The organism is Aquimarina sp. ERC-38, from assembly GCF_026222555.1.
Lineage (GTDB): Bacteria > Bacteroidota > Bacteroidia > Flavobacteriales > Flavobacteriaceae > Aquimarina.
Genome location: NZ_CP098511.1, coordinates 3638953 through 3659065, shown reverse-complemented (window position 1 = coordinate 3659065; position 20113 = coordinate 3638953). Strand labels below are relative to the sequence as shown.

The following is a 20113-nucleotide window of genomic DNA, read 5'->3' as shown; positions in this document are numbered from 1 at the left end:
CATAAATGATTCGTTAATATCCATGGCAAGTATGAATTTTATTCTAAATTTGTTTCTTAAATAGATAATTTTGAAACTAACCAGAGAAGTTAAGACCGGATTACTTGCCCTGACAGCAATTGCTTTGTTAATATTCGGATATGCATTTTTAAAAGGTAATAATCTCCTTAAAGACGACCGTACCTTTTATGCAGTATATGAAAATGTGGAGGGATTAATTCCTTCTTCGCCGGTCACTATAAACGGACTTAATATTGGTAAGGTAACTAATATTACCTTTGCAGATCAAGAGGCAAACCTGGTCGTTGAGTTTATTGTAAGTAGTGATTTTCCATTTTCTAAAAATAGTGAGGCTAAAGTATATGGAGGGGGATTAATTGGAGGGAAATCCCTGGCAATTATACCTAAATACGAAGCTGGAAAAGAAGCTAAGGACGGGGATACCTTACCAGGAAGAATTGAAGCCGGATTGTTAGAATTAGTAAATGAAAAATTGACTCCGTTACAAGCTAAACTGGAATCGGCTATTACAGATGCGGATACGCTCCTTACTTCGGTAAATGGGGTGTTATCTCTGGATAACCAAAAAAACCTATCCGCAATATTTAATGATTTAAGTATTACCGCAAGAAATTTTAGAAAAGTTTCGGGTTCGCTAAATGGGGTTTTTGATCAAAACCAGGATAAATTAAGTCGTACTATGACCAATCTTGACCAAATGACAATGGAGTTAAATCAATTTACGAATTCTTTAGCTTCCGTCGATATTAAGCGTTTGGAACAAAATATAACTACAGTATTAGATAATTTAGATAAAACGGTAAATAACCTGGATCAGGGAACGGTAGGTAAATTACTAAAAGATGATCAACTTTATTACAATTTAACTGAATCTACCAAGCAGTTAGAATTTCTACTTCAGGATTTACGTCTTAATCCGAAGCGTTACGTACATATTTCCGTTTTTGGTAAAAAAGGAGATCCTTACGAACTTCCGGAAGATGATCCTGTTGAACAAGTAATTAAGAACGAATAATGCAATATATTCCTAATATTATTTTTATACTTCTGTTAGTAGCAGGGATAGGGTATTTCACTTTGAATATCCGTAAAGTCATACGTAACATTAAATTAGGTAAAGAAGTAGACCGAACGGATCGTAAACCGGAACGCTGGAAGCATATGGCTAAGATCGCTTTGGGGCAGACTAAAATGGTTCGTAGGCCTATTGCTGGTATTTTACATTTGATCGTTTACGTAGGTTTTATCATTATTAATATTGAAGTCCTGGAAATTATTATTGATGGCATTTTTGGTACACATCGTATTTTTGCACCCTTAGGTACTGTTTATAATATATTAATAGGTTCTTTTGAAATTTTGGCTTTTTTAGTATTAGTTAGCGTATTAATTTTTTGGATACGACGAAATGTGTTGAATATTTATCGTTTTAAAAGTTTAAAAGGTTGGCCTAAGCAAGATGGAAATATCATTTTGTATTTTGAAGTGGTGTTGATGGTTTTGTTTTTAACTATGAATGCTGCGGATTTACAATTGCAAAACCTGGGAGCAGAACATTATCAGAGAGCTGGATCATTCCCTATCAGTCAGTTTTTATTACCATTATTTGATGGGATGTCCATTGAAAACCTGATAATAGTGGAGCGAACCGCTTGGTGGCTTCATATAATAGGTATTTTGATTTTTTTAAATTACTTATATTTTTCAAAACATTTACATATTTTACTGGCTTTCCCAAATACATTTTTTGCCAATTTAAAACCACAGGGTAAATTTGATAACTTGGATTCGGTTACCGATGAGGTTAAATTAATGATGGACCCGAGTGCAGATCCTTTTGCTGCTCCGGCAGAAGGAGATGCCGAAGCAATTCCCGAATCTTTCGGAGCCTCTGATGTAACGGATTTAAATTGGGCACAATTGTTAAATGCATATACCTGTACGGAATGTGGGCGTTGTACCAGTGAATGTCCGGCAAATCAGACGGGTAAAAAGCTATCTCCACGTAAAATCATGATGGATACCCGAGATCGCCTGGTAGAAGTGGGGGAGAATATTGACAAAAACGGTTCTTTTCAGGATGATGGAAAAAAATTATTAAATGATTACATTACCCCGGAAGAACTTTGGGCCTGTACTACCTGCAATGCCTGTGTTGAAGCATGTCCGGTAAGTATCAATCCGCTATCTATTATTGTTGATTTAAGGCGATACCTGGTAATGGAGCAGAGTGCTGCCCCGGGAGATTTAAATAATATGATGTCCAATATAGAAAATAATGGAGCTCCCTGGCCGTTTAATCAAATGGATCGATTAAACTGGAGTAAGGACTAATAAAATAAATATACCCTATTAATAACTATAAAAACACACATGAAAAAAGAGGATGTAGACAAATTGTTGAGTAAAAAAATTGAAGATGGAGAAAGTATCAGCCCCGTATTACCCGAAGGAGTAAAAAATTACCTGATTGATATTGATGGTACCATCACTGAGGATGTTCCTAACGAAGAGCCGGAACGTATGGAAACCTGTATCCCTTTCCCGGATGCTTTACATACTCTGAATAAATGGTATGATGAAGGGCATAGAATTTGTTTTTTTACTTCTAGAACAGAAGAACACAGAGAAGTAACAGAAAAATGGTTACAAAAGCACGATTTTAAATACCATAGTTTATTAATGGGAAAACCAAGAGGTGGAAATTATCATTGGATTGATAATCACCTGGTAAAAGCAACTCGTTATACTGGTAAATTTACAGAATTGGTAGAGCGGGTGGTTACTATCGAAGTTTTTGACGATGGTAAACACGATTGATAATTTGACCTTAAAATAAAGGTCTATTTAATGTAGAAGCACATACGCAATGAGTGAAACAATCAAAGTGCCAACAATGGCAGAATATATGGCCGCGGGTAAACAACCTGAAGTATTATTTTGGGTAGGGTGCGCTGGTAGTTTTGATGATAGAGCAAAAAAGATAACTAAGGCTTTTGTCAAATTGTTGCATCATGCTGGAGTGGATTTTGCCGTATTAGGTACCGAAGAAAGTTGTACCGGAGATCCGGCAAAAAGGACAGGAAATGAATTTTTATTTCAAATGCAAGCGGTTACTAATATCGAAGTAATGAATGCATATGAAATAAAGAAAGTAGTAACCGCCTGCCCACATTGTTTTAACACCATCAAAAATGAATATCCCGGATTGGGAGGTTCCTACGAAGTGGTACATCATACGCAATTTTTAAAATCTCTTTTAGAAGAAGGCCGTTTAAAGGTGGCGGGAGGTAAATTTAAAGGAAAACGTATTACCTTTCATGATCCTTGTTATTTAGGACGAGCTAATAATGTATATGAAGCCCCTAGGGAGCTACTGGAAAAACTAGAGGTAGAACTTATAGAGATGAAACGTAGTAAACGTAACGGATTATGTTGCGGAGCCGGTGGGGCACAAATGTTTAAAGAACCCGAACCCGGAAATAAAGACGTTAATATCGAGCGTACTGAAGATGCCCTGGAAACAAAACCCCAGGTAATTGCGGCAGGTTGTCCTTTTTGTAATACTATGATGACTGACGGAATTAAAAACAAAGAGAAAGAAGACACGATAGAAGTACTTGACGTGGCCGAAATGATTGCTACTGCAAAAGATTTATAAATTTTATCCGAAAAATCGTACAAATTCGGAATACTTTTCGTTATTTTAAGTTTCCCTAAATAAAACAGAATATGCTTGTTGATTTTGAACAATTACCGAATTCTTCCAGAATATGGATTTACCAGGCAGATCGTTCTTTAAGCCCGGTTGAACTGCAAGAGATAAAAGAGAAATTAGACACTTTTATTGAAAGCTGGACTGCACACGGAGCTCATCTACAGGCAGGTTATGACATTAAGTATAAACGATTTATCACTATTGGTTTGGATCAAGAAGTAGCAAATGCTACAGGATGTTCTATCGATGCATCCGTTCACTTTATCCAACAATTAGAAAAGGATTACCGGATTAATTTATTGGATAAAATGAATGTTTCCTTTAAACAAGGAGAATTCGTTGCCTATAAAACACTTACTGATTTTAAAAAAATGGCTAAAAACCGTTCTGTTTCCCCAAACACTATTGTATTTAACAACTTGGTTACCAACAAAGGGGAATATCTTTCCAACTGGGAAGTCCCGGCAAAGGATAGTTGGCATAACCGTTTTTTAAACTAAAATTATTTGTGTGGCAACATTTTAAAGTTTTTTCTATTCCTGTATTTGTATTTTTCCTTTTGGTGGCCCCCACGTATGGTCAGCAGGAAGATCCCCTTTTAGTCAAAGGAAAAGAAGATCAACAACAGTTCTGGGTAGATAGTATTTACAATACGATGAACCTAAAACAAAAGGTAGGACAACTATTTATGGTAGATGTTTTCTCTTCAGGTACTAAAGAAGACTTTGCTAATGTTCAAAAATTAATTAAAGATTTTTATATTGGAGGTATTATCTTTTCTAAGGGAGGACCCGGACGTCAAGCTCGATTAACCAATCAATTTCAGGAAAAAAGTACGATTCCCCTACTAATCGGTATGGACGCAGAATGGGGGCTTGCTATGCGTTTGGATTCCGTACAGCCATTTCCTTGGAATATGACTCTGGGCGCCATTCAGGATCTGGAATTGATTAAACAAACCGGTCAGCATATTGCCCAAAACTGTAAACGCCTGGGGGTTCATATCAACTTTGCTCCGGTAGTAGATATCAATACTAACCCTCAAAATCCAATTATTGGTAACCGCTCTTTTGGAGAAGATAAAGAAGGTGTTACCCAAAAGTCTTTGGCCTTTTTACAAGGAATGCAATCCCAGGGTGTTTTGGCAAGTGCAAAGCATTTTCCCGGACATGGAGATACGGATCAGGATTCGCATAAAACCTTACCTACCATTAATTTTGATTCCAAGCGTATTAATGAAGTAGAGTTATATCCCTACAAAGAACTATTTAAAAATGGGTTAGAAAGCGTGATGACCGCACATTTAAATATTCCTTCGCTGGAATCTCGCGTCGGGTTTCCTTCATCTGCATCAGATAAAATTGTTACGGATATTTTAAAAAAACAGCTTGAGTTTAAAGGCCTGATTATAACGGATGCTCTTAATATGAAAGGAGCTTCGGATTTTAAAACTCCGGGCGAACTAGACTTAGCTACTTTTATGGCAGGTAACGATATCCTGTTAATTTCTGAAGATGTCCCTTTGGCTTCGCAAAAAATAGTATCCGCTTACTATGCAGGACAGATAACAGAGGAGCGCTTATCTATTTCAGTGAAGAAAATTCTAAAAGCAAAATATAAAGTGGGATTAAATAAGTACCAACCGGTTTCTTTATTTAATCTTACAAATGATTTAAATTCTTTTAAAGATGCTGCCTTAAGAGATCAGCTTTACGAGGCATCCTTGACTTTGGTTAAAAATTACAAATCCGTTTTACCGGTTAAAAATTTAGATATTAAAAAGATCGCTTATGTATCTTTTGGGAAAGGGGATGCACAACCTTTCTATGAAGAATTAAATAAATATGCTAAAGTAGATTGGGTAAAATCAGGGCAATTAAATGATTTGACTAAAAAACTGCGGGAGTATAATCACGTCATCATAGGACATCATTCTTTAAATACTTCGCCCTGGACTAAATATCAATTAAGTGAAAAAGAATTAGACTGGGTACAGGAAATTGCAAAGCTTAATACCACCATTTTTACTTTATTTGCCAGTCCGTATGCATTGCTGGACTTTAAATCTTTTAAAAATTACGAAGGAGTTTTAGTATCTTATCAAAATAGTGTACTAGCACAGCAAAAATCGGCTCAGCTTCTTTTCGGAGCCATTGATGCTAAAGGTAAATTACCCGTGAGTGTTAATAAGGAATTTCAGATTAACCATGGGTTAGAAACCCGGGCTATGAATCGGCTTTCTTACGGAGTACCGGAAACAGTTGGATTGAATAGTATTGGTTTAAAACGTATTGATTCTGTAGTATACCGGGTGTTAAACGAAAAAATGGCACCGGGTTTACAATTACTGGTAGCCCGAAAGGGTAAAGTGGTTTTTAACAAAAGTTACGGTTTTCATACGTATGATAAAAAACGCCCGGTAAAAAATACGGATATTTATGATTTGGCTTCTTTAACTAAGATTTTAGGTACGTTACCTTTAGTTATGGAACTGGTAGATCAGGGGGTTATTGATTTAAAAACAAGAGTAGGTGAATTGCTACCTTCTTTTAAGGGTTCTAATAAAGAGTATATCACCGTACGATCTATGCTATCGCACTATGCAAGGTTAAAAGCCTGGATTCCGTTTTACTTAAAAACAATGGACTCAATAACTGCAAAACCGGATAAAAGATATTATCGAAATAAGTTGAATAAAGAGTTTAATGTGGAGGTGACTAATAATTTATATTTAAGGGAGGATATGAAGGATTCCTTACTATTACAAATTAAAGATAGCGAACTTAGAAAGAGGTTGCAATATAAATACAGTGATCTACCTTATTATATTTTAAAAACGTTTATAGAAAAACACTATGATGGTTCTTTAAGCGAATTAACAGCAAATCATTTCTACCAGCCTTTGGGTGCCTATCGTATGGGCTACCTGCCATTGCAACGATTTAATAAAAAAGAAATTGTTCCATCAGAAGATGACGTCACTTTTAGGAATCAGATAGTTCATGGGTATGTACACGATCAGGGAGCTGCGATGATGGGAGGAGTAGGCGGACATGCCGGTCTGTTTTCTAATGCCAATGATGTGGCTAAAATAATGCAAATGTACCTGAACGGAGGAAGTTACGGAGGGAAGCAATACCTTAAAAAAGAAACTATAGAAGCATTTAATACCTGTACGTATTGTTATAAAAAAGTAAGAAGGGGCATTGGGTTTGATAAACCTCAATTAGGAAGCGTAGGACCTACCTGCGGGTGTGTGTCAGATACAAGTTTTGGTCATAGTGGCTTTACCGGTACTTTTACCTGGGCGGACCCCGAAGAAGAAATAGTATACGTATTTCTTAGTAACCGTACTTTTCCTGATGCTTCTAACCGGAAATTAATTGTAAATGATATTCGATCGGAAATACAGCGTATAATCTATGAAGCCATCGAATAATCCAAGCTTTTAAATTAAACCTACCTTTATTGATGTACATAATCAGGATTGGCTTTTGGGATCAAAGCATTTGTACTTTTAAGGTATTCAGAAAGGTTTTTTTGCATTTCTAACACTTTGTCAGGCATTGATTTTGCAAGGTTGTGAGTTTCACCAATATCTTCAAAAACATTAAATAGCAGAACGTCCTCTTGATGATAATTTACAATTAATTTATATGCTCCGTCCATTATAGCGCTGGTAGGGTAGCTTCCTTCGCCTTGATAATGAGGAAAATGCCAATATACGTTACGCTTTTCAATAGTTTTATCTTTCATCAAAGGTACAAGACTTACACCGTCCTGATGTTGATTAGGCAATAATGGTTGACCGATCATCTCTAAGATCGTCGGATAAAAATCAATACTTGTAATTACGGTACTATCCTGCTGATTGGGCCTGGTAATCCCCGGACAATGTATTAACAAAGGGGTTCGTAATCCGCCGTCAAAATTAAAAGTTTTACCCCCCCTTAGAGGCATTACCGCTGTGGGTGGAGAGTGAAAGAACGAAGTTCTGCCACCATTATCACCCGTAATGATAATGATCGTATTTTCAAACTGATTACTATCTTTTAAATGTTGAACAAGTTTCCCAATATTCTCATCTAGGGTAGCTAGTTCACCTGCATAATCAGGGGAGTCCTGGCGACTGTTATAGGGTTTATGCGCATAAGGATCCTTGATTTTTTTCTCTTCTTTTGAAAGGTTTGGAAGTAATTTGGCTTTTTCTGTGAACTTCTGTAATTCCTCTTTTTTTGAAGCAATAGGGGCGTGCATTGCGAAATGAGATAAGTAAAGAAAGAAGGGTTCCGAACGTTTTTTATCTATAAATTCAATGGCACTCTCCGTTAGTAAATCCGTGAAATTATCACCTGGTACCGCCTCTGGAAAATATTCTTTATGGTCTTTAAACGGGTAGAACATAGCACAACTATTTTCTTCAATGACTGCTTTTTGCGTAGCAAATCCGTGTGCAGAAGGATCTCCCGTTTCACTAAACTTACCCATGTGCCATTTTCCAAAAAAACCAGTGTCATAGCCAACTTTTTGTAGTGCTTCCGCAAGTGTGGTTTCGTTACGATTGATACCACTAACTTGTGGAGCGGGGCACAAGACCTTTTGTAGTGTTTTTGGTTTTCCCGGCCAGTTGGCTCGTCCCGGTAGCCATTGCGTGACTCCATGTCTAGCCGGGTTTTTACCGGTTATTATACTCACACGTGTAGGTGAACACATCGGACTAGGCGTATAACATCTGTCGAAACGCATAAATTCTTTAGACAGTTGGTCTAAATGGGGAGTTTCATAGAAGGTAGAGCCGTTGTAACCTACATCATTCCAGCCAAAGTCATCAATCAGGATAAAAACAACATTTGGTTTTTTAGAAGTTTGGGTCCAACCTGTATTTATTGAAAGGATGACTGCAACAACGGTTTGAATTTTTGCTAAATGGACTAACATTTTAAATGTTTTCATTCTTTAGAATTTATAATCTTTTTTCTTAATAGTAGTTCAGATTCGGTATTCCAATATTTACAATCCAATTGAAAAAATACTGATGTATATGGAATGGTAAAATCAGTTTTGATGATGATAATTTTAAATTGATCTGCTGCTTTATCTAACATGGTGATAATATCTTCATGAATGATTTTATTGAAGCTTTCTTTTTCTAATAAATTACGTAGACTTTCGCGATATTTAGAAATTCCTGGTGCAGCACTTTCTTCTATAAAATCTATTTCTTTATCAACGTAAATAATAGGTTTGATATGTTGTTGCCTATCAATTACATCCGCCACATACTTTAAAGTTTCTAATTGTCCGGTATCACTCAATAAGGTTGTAATTCCTGTATTACTTTGTAACGGATAGGCTTTATCTACAACAACTATCCAGTTCCTATGCCCTAAAAGCTTGATTTGATCTTCTAGTACATCCTTCCAATTATCCTTTTTAGTGACCTCAATATTCTGGATAATTGGCTTTTGTTCGTCACAGGATACTGTCGTTAGAATAAATAGGCTTAAAAGAATAAGTTTATTTAAATTCATAGAAGTGTTATTAAAAGCTCATCGTCTTTTTTAATTTGAAGTGGAGATTGAAATCTAATAAAAGCATTTGTATCTTCTGATTCAAATTCACTTTTGATTTTTTTACCATTTAGTAATACTTGAGCCTTCTGAAATTTTTGGGTGCTATCCATATCTAGATTTATTTTTTTTAGTTTAAGCGATCCGAAACGAAGCGTAATTTTATTTTTCTGTTGTTTATTTTCTCTTTTTTGTTCAAAAGTTCCCCAGCCCTCTGCAGCAGAAAAAAAGGTTTTGAAATCTTCCGGTTTAAATTTAGGGGTAAATCCTATTTCCATGGCAGGTCCGTTATAAGTAAACCCACTTAAAGAAAGTAGTACATTCCAGGATTGCATAGCTCTGGAATAGTGGTCGGAACCTTCTATTTCATTCCAGGGGTTACGCTTTACCCCGTCATATCGATCATGAATCGAACGTATAATGATAAGACCTTCTTTGACTAATCCTTCATTAATCATATCACAACTGGCTTCATACTCTAATCCTGACCAAATATTGTATTTATCATGTCTGTTTTCAAACCATAATGATTTTTTATGGGGCCAGCTACCATTTACCATCGCTGCCTCTCCTTTGTCGGCTAATTTTCTGGCATTTGGCTCAAAGTAATCATATATAGTACTTATATCCGGTGTCCAATTATACTTGAAAATATTCGCTGCTGCTATGGCACAATGTTCTTTAGGTAAAATATAACCCAAACCTAATTGACGAGCCCAGTTTTGACCGAATAGTTGTTGTGCGTCACAACCCCCACCTTCATAATAATTAGCACCGCCACTATTAAAATTTTTGATGAATCTTTCTGCATTAATTTCAGTATTTTCAGGCGCAATAAAACCGTTACCTGCTTTTTTTGCTCTGAATCCGTTAGGGTATAAATGCATATAAAATTCTCCGTTCCATAATTGTTCTTCCATAAATGCTTGTCCTTTCTCAAATAAGGAACGATAACGTTTGGCTAAGTCAAATTCACCCTGAATTTTTGCCATTTCTTCTACTGCTCTTAAAGCTGCAAGGTATAGGGAATTGTTATACGGATTTGGTCCATACCACATCGGATCCCAAAAGGTTTGAATTCCTTCAAGAACACCATTAGGTTCAAGTCCTATTTCCGCTCCGTCTTTATAAATTTGGTAGCCGATTGCACCTTTGACCTGCTCCCAAACTTTATTTAGGAAAGTATTATCCGTTGACATTAAATGTTCTCTATATGCTTTTAAAACATAACCACTTTGTGCATCAGAAGCGTAAGCATGTTTAGCATTTGGGTCATCCACACCATAACCTCTAAAGTTAATACGCCCTGATTTACTATAGGCACTGTAAGAACCGGAACTATTAAAATCCTGTTGAAGCCTCACAGATCGTTCTAATTCCGGAAATAATTTGGAAATAGGAACTACAAAATTATATACATGTCCGCAAGTTCCCTGGCAAAATCCAATTCCTTCATATCCGTACATGCGTCCGTTTTGCCAAATTGCAATGTTACCTGCTGCTAGGGTAGATAGTGGCATAGATATACGATTCGCTAACCAATACGGCAATGTAGTATCAAAATAGGTGTCTCTATAAAGCTTAGTATTATTATATAAGCTATCAAAATTATTTGTGACATAAGTAGCAACATCAAAAGAATGTTGATACCAATTATTATACAAGTGCCCTACTAACCCTGGAGCTTCATTCATAAGTTGCTCATATCGCCGGCCATTTTCGTAATAATTCGGAAAATACCAGGATATTAAAAAAGTAATTTCTTTAGTTTCATTTGGAGTTAAAGATACGGTTGAACTTAAGCCTGATCCTATAGCTTTATCTGATGTATACTTTTTTGCTTGACTTACATTCCCCTTTACTAATTGTTTAATAAATTCTTCCGATGATTCACTTGCAACTGAGTATATAGCTTTTGAGTCCATAACACCAATAGAGACACCACCTAATCCAGGATGTTTATTTATGGAATCAATATTTTTTAAAGTTTGCATTTCTAAAGAGACAGCACTTAATCCTTTTGACTTTTTCAGCGTATTAGTCTGGTTAACTGCTCCTTCCACCGGAAAATCGGCATTTTTTAGCCAACCTGCCAAGGTTACTTCAACTTTTGTTTTACTATTATTAGTTATAGCGTATTTAAGTATAGTCACCGGGTTTGATGAACTTCGTAAATCATGCGGAACAAAGGGAGAGAACACTTCGGATTTTATATCTACGGGTATTTGCGTATCAGTGTTACGATATGCGATTTGAGCTATAGGATATTCCCCTATAAATTCAATAGCATCAAACCCCTTGTCGTTTAAAGGTTTGACAATTGCTTCTGCTCCTTTTGGTTTAATAATCACTGTAAATTCATTCGGTAACTTCTGCTGTAATTCTTGAGGATGTATATATTGATAACCTGTCGAAAGTCCAAAACCTGCATTGGGTTGTTGTTGTTGGTTATAAATAGATTCTGAAAAAATCAACTCACCATAACCAGTAACTTCTACCTGCCCCGTACCTATACCCCCACAAGGCATTGAAATATGCTTTAATTCTTCTTTTGAATATATTTTTTGATCCCCTTTTTTAAATAGTGAATTTATATAGTCATCTGATATATTCTTTTCTAAAGGGATATAAGCTTTATCCCGATCTTTTTGAGCGAATGCTACACTTGAAATTGAAAGCAATACTACTACAATATAATAGTTAAAAAACAACTTTTTTATGTTCATGGTGAATTTGTGATTTTATGATAGTAATGTTAATATAAAGAAAGCTAGTAAGATACAAGAACCTATCTTTTGAAGTGTTTTGGTTTCCCCGGTCAGTTAGCTCGTCCCGGTAACCATAACTTGGCGCCATATCTTGCCATGTTTTTTACCGGTAATAATATTTACATGTGTAGGCGAACATATAGGACTGGGCGTATAGTATCTGTCAAAATGCATGAATTCTTTAGACAGTTGGTCCAAGTAGGGAGTTTCATAGATGGTAGAGCTGTCATATCCTACCTCATTCCAGCTAAAGTCATCGATTAAAATAAAACCGCCATTTAGTTTTTTAGAAGTTTGCGTCCAACCTGTATTCATGGATAGGATTATCGCAATGACAGTTTGGATTTTTAATAAAGTAATCCGTAATCTCATTTTACTTAATTTTTTGGAAATGTAGTAGTTCTCTATTGAGATAAATAGCACATTTGTCTTATTTCGTACTACTATTCTGCATTTTATAACATTATGTACTTGTATTTTTGATTATAAAGTAATTTGTACTGTTTGGTTAATGTAAAGAATGGAAGGAAGATAGGAGAATGATAGCTTTCATCTTTAGCTTATTAAATTTCAATAAAATTACAAACACGAGTAAAGGGTCATCTGTGATTGAGAATAAGGTTGGAATAAAAGTCAACTTTATTAAAAACTAATGAAGAAGAAAAGTAAATAGAATTTTTGAAGATTAAGACGAGGAAAATATAATATTTTACATTATAAATTTCATACCAATTCGGGATCGACATAAAAATTATTTATGTCAATCCCTAAATTTTGTTTTAAGAAAGTTAGTGTGAGACTTCTATTAGTAAAAACTATTCTTCTTCAAGAGTAGTTGCTGAAAATAAATCCGGGTTTTGCCGTACTTTTCTACTAATTTTTCTTTTTACAATTTCAATTTTGGATAAATAATCCAAATCTTCAGTGTCCCGATGTACCTCAACGTTTAAAAATTCTTTGATTGAATGTGAAACAATTTTATCTAAATCCATAGTAATTTGTAAGCTTAGTTAGGATAAATATATGCAATTCGCCTAGTCCGAAAATAAGAATTAAGAAACATAACAAAAAATTTATTAAATCCGTAAAATAGGAATAGTTCTAATCAAAGACTACCAAATAAGCGTGGTAAAAATTGCTATTTTCACTTTTAAAAAGAAAGGGATAAAAATGAATATAAAGCTAAGATAGCGTAATAGTTATAGTCATTTACCATATTATATTTTTAAAATTAAATACTAATACATCGACTATCAATTAAGTATTTTACAATTTAATACAGTTGGATACAATTTGCTTTGTCCAATATGTTTTGCCTAATTATTACCAAAATTTTCAATTACCTATTCTTCTAATTGCAAATGAGTAATTCAATTACTAAAGTAAATACCTCAAAGGTTTTAAAACCTTTGGGGTCTTAAACTTATATTTCTGAAGAACATTTACCTGCTTTTCTGGATCCGAATCAACAATACAATCGCTAATGCGGTTACCGTACTTAAAACTAAGGTACCAATCCAGTTGCCATAAATAAAGTATCCTGTAGCAAAAAGGGCACAATAGACCAGTAATACTCCCAGTAACATAGATGCTAAATCTATAGTAAATTGATCCGGACTTTCTTCCAGTTTAGCTTCCGTTTGAGCCGCTACTATTTTTTTAAAACCATTCCACCCCATACCATATGGTTTTACTTTTTTGTAAAATTCCAGTAACACCAAATTTTCGGTAGGAGGGGTGAGGAGGGTAACTACAATCCAGGACAGGGTAGTAAAAATTACTCCAATAATTAATTCCTGGTAATTTTCCATCCGACTACCAAAAATTGCTTCGTGTACAAATTCAAAATATACGGCAAATAGAAAAGAAACAATCATTCCGGTGATTTCGCTATAAGCATTGATACGCCACCAGAACCAACGTAAAATAAAAATCAATCCGGTTCCGGCACCAATTTGTAATAAAATATTAAACGTACTTAGTGCACTTTCTAAAACCAAAGCAAGAAGCGCTGCAAATACCATCAACAAAACGGTACTTAGCCTTCCTACATTGACCAGGGTTTTTTCTTCACTATTTGGATTTACAAAACGTTTGTAAAAGTCAATGGCGATATAAGAAGAACCCCAATTTAAATGCGTTGAGATGGTACTCATAAATGCTGCAATTAACGAAGCAGCCACGATACCTAATAATCCGCTAGGTAGTTTCGTTAACATAGCGGGATAAGCCAAATCATGTCCTATGATGGAAGCATTTACTTCCGGAAACGCCGCCTGTATCGTACTCAATTCCGGAAAAGCAACCAGGGATGCTAGCGCAATTAAAATCCAGGGCCAGGGTCGTAATGCGTAATGCGCAATGTTAAATAATAATGTAGCACCTACCGCATGTTTTTCATCTTTAGCCGATAGCATTCTTTGAGCAATATAACCCCCGCCACCGGGTTCGGCACCCGGATACCAAACGCTCCACCACTGTACCGCCAAGGGAATTACTAACAACGGAATCAGGGTTTTTGTATCTTTAAAGTCCGGTAGAAAGTTTAATTTATTCGCCACTTTATCATGGGTTAATAGTTGTTGTAATCCTCCGATTTCCGGTAAGTTAACTAAGTAGTACGCCGCCCAGATAGAACCTACCATGGCTACGATAAACTGTAGAAAATCGGTAAATATGACCCCTCGTAATCCGCCCAAAGCACTATAGAGCACAGTAATGATAGACGCATAGGTGACACACTCCCAGGGTTGCAATCCAAAAAGGATTCCGCCGATTTTTATGGCGGCCAGGCAAACCGAAGCCATAATCATTACGTTAAAAAAAACTCCTAAATAGATGGCTCGAAAACCTCTTAAAAAAGCAGCAGCTTTACCACTATAGCGTATTTCATAGAATTCCAAATCCGTTAAAACTTCAGAACGTCTCCACAATTTTGCATATACAAAAACAGTGAGCATCCCCGTAAGTAAAAAAGCCCACCAAACCCAATTACCAGAAATTCCGTTTTGCCGAATTATATCAGTGACCAGATTAGGGGTATCTGCTGAAAAAGTGGTGGCAACCATGGAAATACCTAACAACCACCAAGGCATATTACGTCCGGAAAGAAAAAATTCCTGCGCGTTTTTTCCGGATTGTTTGGATACCTTAATTCCGATAATAGCAAAAATGATAAAAAAGGAAGCAATGATACCCCAATCTAATACTGATAATGACATATAAACAATTTATAACTTAAAGTAAATCTACTGTTTTTAAATGAAAGTGAATACAGGTTTAAGTTTGGTAACAAAAGTCAACGGAAGTGCAACAATAAATATCTAAAAAGTAAAATTTAAAAGTAATTTAGAAATTCAATTTATTTTTATACATTCGCAGTGAAAATAAGAAAATGAATTTTATCTTTTTACATCATCATCATTTTTACGGAATCGTTCAGGCGAGGTAAAAGAGATATGCGTAAAAAGTAATCATATTTTAAAACCCGTTTGAGCTATCAAACGGGTTTTTTTAATGAGAACCTGTTTGTACAAACGAAACGCAGTAGTTGATTTTTACAAATAGACTCTGCTCAGGTAAGGACTTTAAATGTAGTTCAAACTTGTTGTAAAAAAGGCTTAGACACAAATTAAACATACATGTCAAAAATTAAAATTGCCATTCAAAAAAGTGGCAGGCTGAACGAAGATTCGGTTCAGATTTTAAAAGATTGCGGAATTTCAATTGATAATGGGAAAGACCAGCTTAAAGCAGCCACCCGAAACTTTCCAATGGAAGTTATGTTTTTACGAAATGGTGATATTCCTCAATATCTACGTGATGGCGTAGTTGATATTGCTATTATCGGAGAAAATGTTTTAGTCGAAAAAGGAGAAGATATTAGTATTGCTGAACGGTTAAATTTTTCTAAATGTAAAGTCTCTCTAGCGGTACCAAAAGAGTTTGAATACCATTCCATTAAAGATCTGGACGGTAAAAAAATTGCAACATCCTACCCAAACACGGTAAATCAGTACTTGGAGAAAAAAGGGATAAAAGCTGAGTTACATCAAATTTCGGGTTCGGTAGAAATTGCTCCGAATATTGGGTTAGCAGATGCCATTTGCGATATAGTTTCTAGTGGGAGTACGTTGTTTAAAAATAATTTAAAGGAAGTAGAAGTAATGTTAACTTCTGAGGCGGTACTGGCAGTATCTCCTAAAATTGATTCGGAAAACAAGCAATTGTTGGAGAAATTACAGTTTAGGATTCAGTCTGTTTTAAAAGCAAGAGCTTCTAAATATGTATTATTAAATGCACCCAATGAGAATATTGATCAAATTGTGAAGATTTTACCGGGGATGCGAAGTCCAACAGTATTACCATTAGCCGAAAAGGGGTGGAGTTCGATACATACCGTAGTAGAAAAAAATAGGTTTTGGGAAATTCTGGATGAATTAAAACAAGCCGGGGCAGAGGGGATTCTGGTTTGCCCAATTGAGAAGATGGTTTTATAAGCCCCCTAACCCCAAAAGGGGAAGTGTTTTTATTACTGAAGAGTGATATTTATAATTAAAAAAGAGATAATAAAAATTTTAAAGAAATTCTACGGTATCTCCCCAATTGGGGGAGATGCAAAAGGCAGAGGACTATGAAAAAGATATATAATCCAAACCGGGAATCCTGGGCAGAGATTTTGAAACGTCCTACTAAAACGGTGGCGGATATTGAAGCTACGGTTTTGGAAGTTTTTAAAGAAGTTCAAAAAGATGGAGATCAGGCCATTCAAAAGTATACGAAAAAATTTGATGGTGTCCGTACTGATCAAATTGTCGTTTCGCAAGAAGAATTAAGTACCGCAAACACGCTGGTTAGCGAAGAATTAAAAAATGCTATTCAGGTAGCTAAAGGTAATATCGAACGCTTTCACGAAGCTCAAAAAACTACTCAGGTACGGGTAGAAACTACTACCGGAGTGGATTGCTGGCAGGAAAAACGTCCGATTCAAAAGGTGGGATTATATATTCCAGGAGGAACCGCACCCTTGTTTTCAACCATATTAATGTTGGCTATACCTGCTAACATTGCAGGTTGTAGCGAAATTGTTTTATGTTCGCCACCGAATAATGAAGGTAAGATACATCCGGCAATTTTATATACGGCTAATCTTTGTGGAGTTACCAAAATTTGTAAAGTAGGAGGGATTCAGGCAGTAGCCGGACTTACTTTTGGTACCGATAGCATTCCTAAGGTTTATAAAATTTTTGGTCCGGGAAATCAATATGTCACGGTAGCTAAACAATTGGCAACCCAATTTGGAGTAGCAATCGATATGCCAGCAGGCCCCAGTGAATTATTGGTAGTTGCAGATACATCTGCAAATGCAGCTTTTGTTGCTTCGGATTTATTAAGCCAGGCAGAACATGGTAAGGATAGCCAGGTTATTTTAGTATCCACTTCAAAAGAATTGATAGCCGAAGTTGAAAAAGAAGTTGACGCTCAATTACAGCAATTACCCCGTATGGAAATTGCTAAAGCAGCTATTAAAAATTCAAAATTGGTTTATGTAGAAAATGATCAGATTGCCCTAGAGTTGATTAATGAATATGGGCCGGAGCATTTTATCGTTTGTGTTGAAGATGAAAATTATTATATAAGTCATATTGAAAATGCAGGTTCGGTTTTTATAGGAAATTATACGCCGGAAAGTGCCGGGGATTACGCCTCCGGAACCAATCACACTTTACCAACCAATGGATATGCCAAACAATACAGTGGGGTACATCTGGATAGTTTTATGAAAGCTATGACCTTTCAGAAAATTAGTAAAGAGGGTATTAAAGAAATTGGGGAGGCTATAGAAATTATGGCAGAAGCCGAAGGTTTACAAGCACATAAAAATGCGGTAACCTTGCGGTTGGATAGTTTAAAGTAGAAATTCGATGAAACAAGACAATTTTAAATTTGTTTTAGAATGGACTAAAACTTTTTAGAATTTAATGTAACAATATGGTAATGACCATTACTAATAAAATAGAAACGAAATTAGTAATAACTGTAAAGGAGATTTAAAAGGGAAGTCTTTGATTAATTAGAGTAATATGGAATTACAACCAACGATAGGAGAATCTTTAGAGATTAGCGAAGTAAAATGTAAAAATTGTAAAAATGCGATTGAAGAATCTGCAACGTTTTGTCATCAATGCGGAGCAAAATTTGTGGATTATAGGCTAACAGTTCGTAAGATTACTAATGATTTTTTACAAGACTATATTGGTTGGGATAATCGATATTTTCAGACCTTTTTTACTTTTTTAAAATCCCCCGGATTGGTATGCCAGGAATTTATTGCAGGAGTTCGTAAAAAATATTTATCGCCTTTTTCTTTTTTGGCAATTGGATTAACCGTAAGTATTCTTGTATTTAATTTTTTTCCTAACCAATATTTAACAATGCAATCTTCTATTTTTCCGGAGTCATTTTATAAAATCACATTTGATGCGAAATATGCCAAAACTCCAGAATTAATAGGAACTCCCAATTATTTAAAGGAATATACAGAATATAAAGAACAGCAGATTGCAACTATGAAGTCTCAAAATGCTACAGTTTTAAAGCATTTTAATCTAATAGCTTTTTTGACCATTCCAATGTATACTTTTATTGCATTTTTAGTCTTTGGTTGGAAAAAATTAAATTATGGAGAACATCTGGTAATTAACTGTTATCTACAAGGTTTTTCTATGATTACTATGACTCTAATGTTTACATTATCTCCTTTATTAAAAGTGAATGGAATTTATTTTAATGTACCATTTTTAATGATTTACTATTTAGTTACCTACAAACAATTACTAAAATTATCCTGGGGTAAAACTTTTTTAAAATTATTAAAGTTTCCTATAATAACTGTAGGTGTTTTTTTAATCATAATGATAATCGGTATCATAGGAACGCTCCTATTTAAAGGAACATTTTAAATGTAATAATGACAACACAAAACTTCAATATTAACCAACTAGTCCGGGACAACGTAAAAAAACTAAAGCCCTATTCTTCAGCGAGGGATGAATATGTTTCGGATGGTTCGGAGATGGTATTTTTGGATGCTAACGAGAATCCGTTTGAAAACGGGGTAAACCGATATCCGGATCCGCAACAACGTAGTTTAAAAGAAGTAATTGCTGATCAAAAAGGTATACAACCGGAAAATATTTTGTTAGGAAATGGAAGTGATGAAGTGTTAGATTTGATTTTTCGGGCATTTTGCGAACCTAAGGTAGATAACATTATTACGTTACCTCCTACCTACGGCATGTATAAAGTTCTGTCTGAAATCAATATTGTTAACGAACGTGAAGTTTTATTAACTCTTGATTTTCAGCCGGATGTTGACGCAATATTAAATACGATTGATAAACATACCAAAATTATTTTTTTATGTTCGCCGAATAACCCCACCGGAAATTCTTTTCAGAAGGAAAAAATAGAAAAGTTATTACAAGCTTTTCACGGTTTGGTCATAATTGATGAAGCCTATATCGATTTTTCCGAAGCACCTTCCTGGACAAATCAATTGACAAGTTATCCTAACTTAATGATCACCCAAACTTTGTCAAAAGCATATGGATTAGCAGGTATCCGGTTAGGTTTATGTATCGCTTCCGAAGAAATAATCCGGATTTTAAATAAAATCAAACCCCCGTATAACGTTAATGAGTTAACTCAAAAAAGGGCTTTACAACGTATTTTAGATCAATCCAGCGTTCAGAGTGAAGTCAAAGACATTCTAAAAGAACGTGATAAACTAAATGCCTTTTTAAAAGAGTTGAGTTTTGTTGAACAAGTATATCAAAGTGATGCCAACTTTATTTTAGCTAAAGTGGATGATGCCAATAAACGTTACGATCAACTATTAGCTAAAGGTATCGTGATTAGGAATCGTACTACACAACCGCTTTGTAAAAACACCTTGCGATTCACGGTAGGAACTTCCGAAGAAAATAAAAAATTAATGAATACCCTAACAATTCTAAATTCTGAACTCTGAATTT

The 20113-nt window shown here is 35.3% G+C and carries 16 protein-coding genes; 10 read left to right on the top strand and 6 right to left on the bottom strand.

The window, feature by feature from the left end:
• Positions 1-70: 70 nt before the first annotated feature.
• From NBT05_RS15265 to NBT05_RS15240, 6 genes are all read left to right on the top strand, one after another.
• On the top strand, positions 71-1036 hold the full coding sequence (locus NBT05_RS15265; RefSeq protein WP_265770748.1) for an MlaD family protein: 966 nt from the start codon (positions 71-73) through the stop codon (positions 1034-1036).
• The gene (locus NBT05_RS15260; protein WP_265770747.1) at positions 1036-2355 is read left to right on the top strand and encodes a (Fe-S)-binding protein; all 1320 of its coding nucleotides are present in this window, start codon (positions 1036-1038) and stop codon (positions 2353-2355) included. The genes NBT05_RS15265 and NBT05_RS15260 overlap by 1 nt, the downstream gene beginning before the upstream one ends.
• A gap of 39 nt (positions 2356-2394) precedes the next feature.
• Entirely contained in the window at positions 2395-2841 is a 447-nt protein-coding gene (locus NBT05_RS15255; RefSeq protein WP_265770746.1) for a phosphoheptose isomerase, read from the top strand.
• Between the two features lie 49 nt (positions 2842-2890).
• A complete protein-coding gene (locus NBT05_RS15250; RefSeq protein WP_265770745.1) occupies positions 2891-3682 on the top strand; it encodes a (Fe-S)-binding protein in 792 nt (263 codons plus the stop codon).
• A gap of 71 nt (positions 3683-3753) precedes the next feature.
• Positions 3754-4239: an ABC transporter ATPase gene (locus tag NBT05_RS15245; protein WP_265770744.1), complete on the top strand. Its 486-nt coding sequence runs from the start codon at positions 3754-3756 to the stop codon at positions 4237-4239.
• A gap of 8 nt (positions 4240-4247) precedes the next feature.
• Entirely contained in the window at positions 4248-7178 is a 2931-nt protein-coding gene (locus NBT05_RS15240; RefSeq protein ID WP_265770743.1) for a glycoside hydrolase family 3 N-terminal domain-containing protein, read from the top strand.
• Between the two features lie 26 nt (positions 7179-7204).
• Here the strand turns inward: NBT05_RS15240 and NBT05_RS15235 are convergent, their stop codons facing one another.
• The 6 genes from NBT05_RS15235 to NBT05_RS15210 form a co-directional block, all read right to left on the bottom strand.
• Positions 7205-8692, bottom strand: a complete 1488-nt coding sequence (locus NBT05_RS15235; protein WP_265770741.1) for a sulfatase — start codon at positions 8690-8692, stop codon at positions 7205-7207.
• Positions 8689-9270 carry an RbsD/FucU domain-containing protein gene (locus NBT05_RS15230; RefSeq protein ID WP_265770740.1) on the bottom strand — a complete coding sequence of 194 codons (582 nt, stop codon included), beginning with the start codon at positions 9268-9270 and terminating at the stop codon, positions 8689-8691. Before NBT05_RS15230 ends, NBT05_RS15235 begins: the two co-directional genes overlap by 4 nt.
• Positions 9267-12035: a GH116 family glycosyl hydrolase gene (locus tag NBT05_RS15225; protein ID WP_265770739.1), complete on the bottom strand. Its 2769-nt coding sequence runs from the start codon at positions 12033-12035 to the stop codon at positions 9267-9269. Before NBT05_RS15225 ends, NBT05_RS15230 begins: the two co-directional genes overlap by 4 nt.
• Positions 12036-12131: 96 nt before the next feature.
• On the bottom strand, positions 12132-12449 hold the full coding sequence (locus NBT05_RS15220; RefSeq protein ID WP_265770737.1) for a sulfatase-like hydrolase/transferase: 318 nt from the start codon (positions 12447-12449) through the stop codon (positions 12132-12134).
• 443 nt (positions 12450-12892) lie between these two features.
• Positions 12893-13069 carry a hypothetical protein gene (locus NBT05_RS15215; protein ID WP_265770736.1) on the bottom strand — a complete coding sequence of 59 codons (177 nt, stop codon included), beginning with the start codon at positions 13067-13069 and terminating at the stop codon, positions 12893-12895.
• Positions 13070-13519: 450 nt separating this feature from the next.
• Complete coding sequence (locus NBT05_RS15210) at positions 13520-15298, bottom strand: sodium:solute symporter family protein (RefSeq protein ID WP_265770735.1); 1779 nt, start codon at positions 15296-15298, stop codon at positions 13520-13522.
• A 420-nt stretch (positions 15299-15718) separates the two neighbouring features.
• On the opposite strand from NBT05_RS15210, the gene hisG reads away from it, so the two are divergent.
• From hisG to hisC, 4 genes are all read left to right on the top strand, one after another.
• Complete coding sequence (gene hisG, locus NBT05_RS15205; protein ID WP_265770734.1) at positions 15719-16576, top strand: ATP phosphoribosyltransferase; 858 nt, start codon at positions 15719-15721, stop codon at positions 16574-16576.
• A gap of 134 nt (positions 16577-16710) precedes the next feature.
• The gene (hisD, locus tag NBT05_RS15200; RefSeq protein WP_265770733.1) at positions 16711-17994 is read left to right on the top strand and encodes a histidinol dehydrogenase; all 1284 of its coding nucleotides are present in this window, start codon (positions 16711-16713) and stop codon (positions 17992-17994) included.
• Between the two features lie 166 nt (positions 17995-18160).
• Entirely contained in the window at positions 18161-19039 is an 879-nt protein-coding gene (locus tag NBT05_RS15195; protein WP_265770732.1) for a DUF3667 domain-containing protein, read from the top strand.
• A gap of 8 nt (positions 19040-19047) precedes the next feature.
• Positions 19048-20109 (top strand): histidinol-phosphate transaminase, encoded by a 1062-nt coding sequence (hisC, locus tag NBT05_RS15190; RefSeq protein WP_265770731.1) that lies wholly within the window; start codon positions 19048-19050, stop codon positions 20107-20109.
• The last annotated feature ends 4 nt before the right edge of the window (positions 20110-20113 follow it).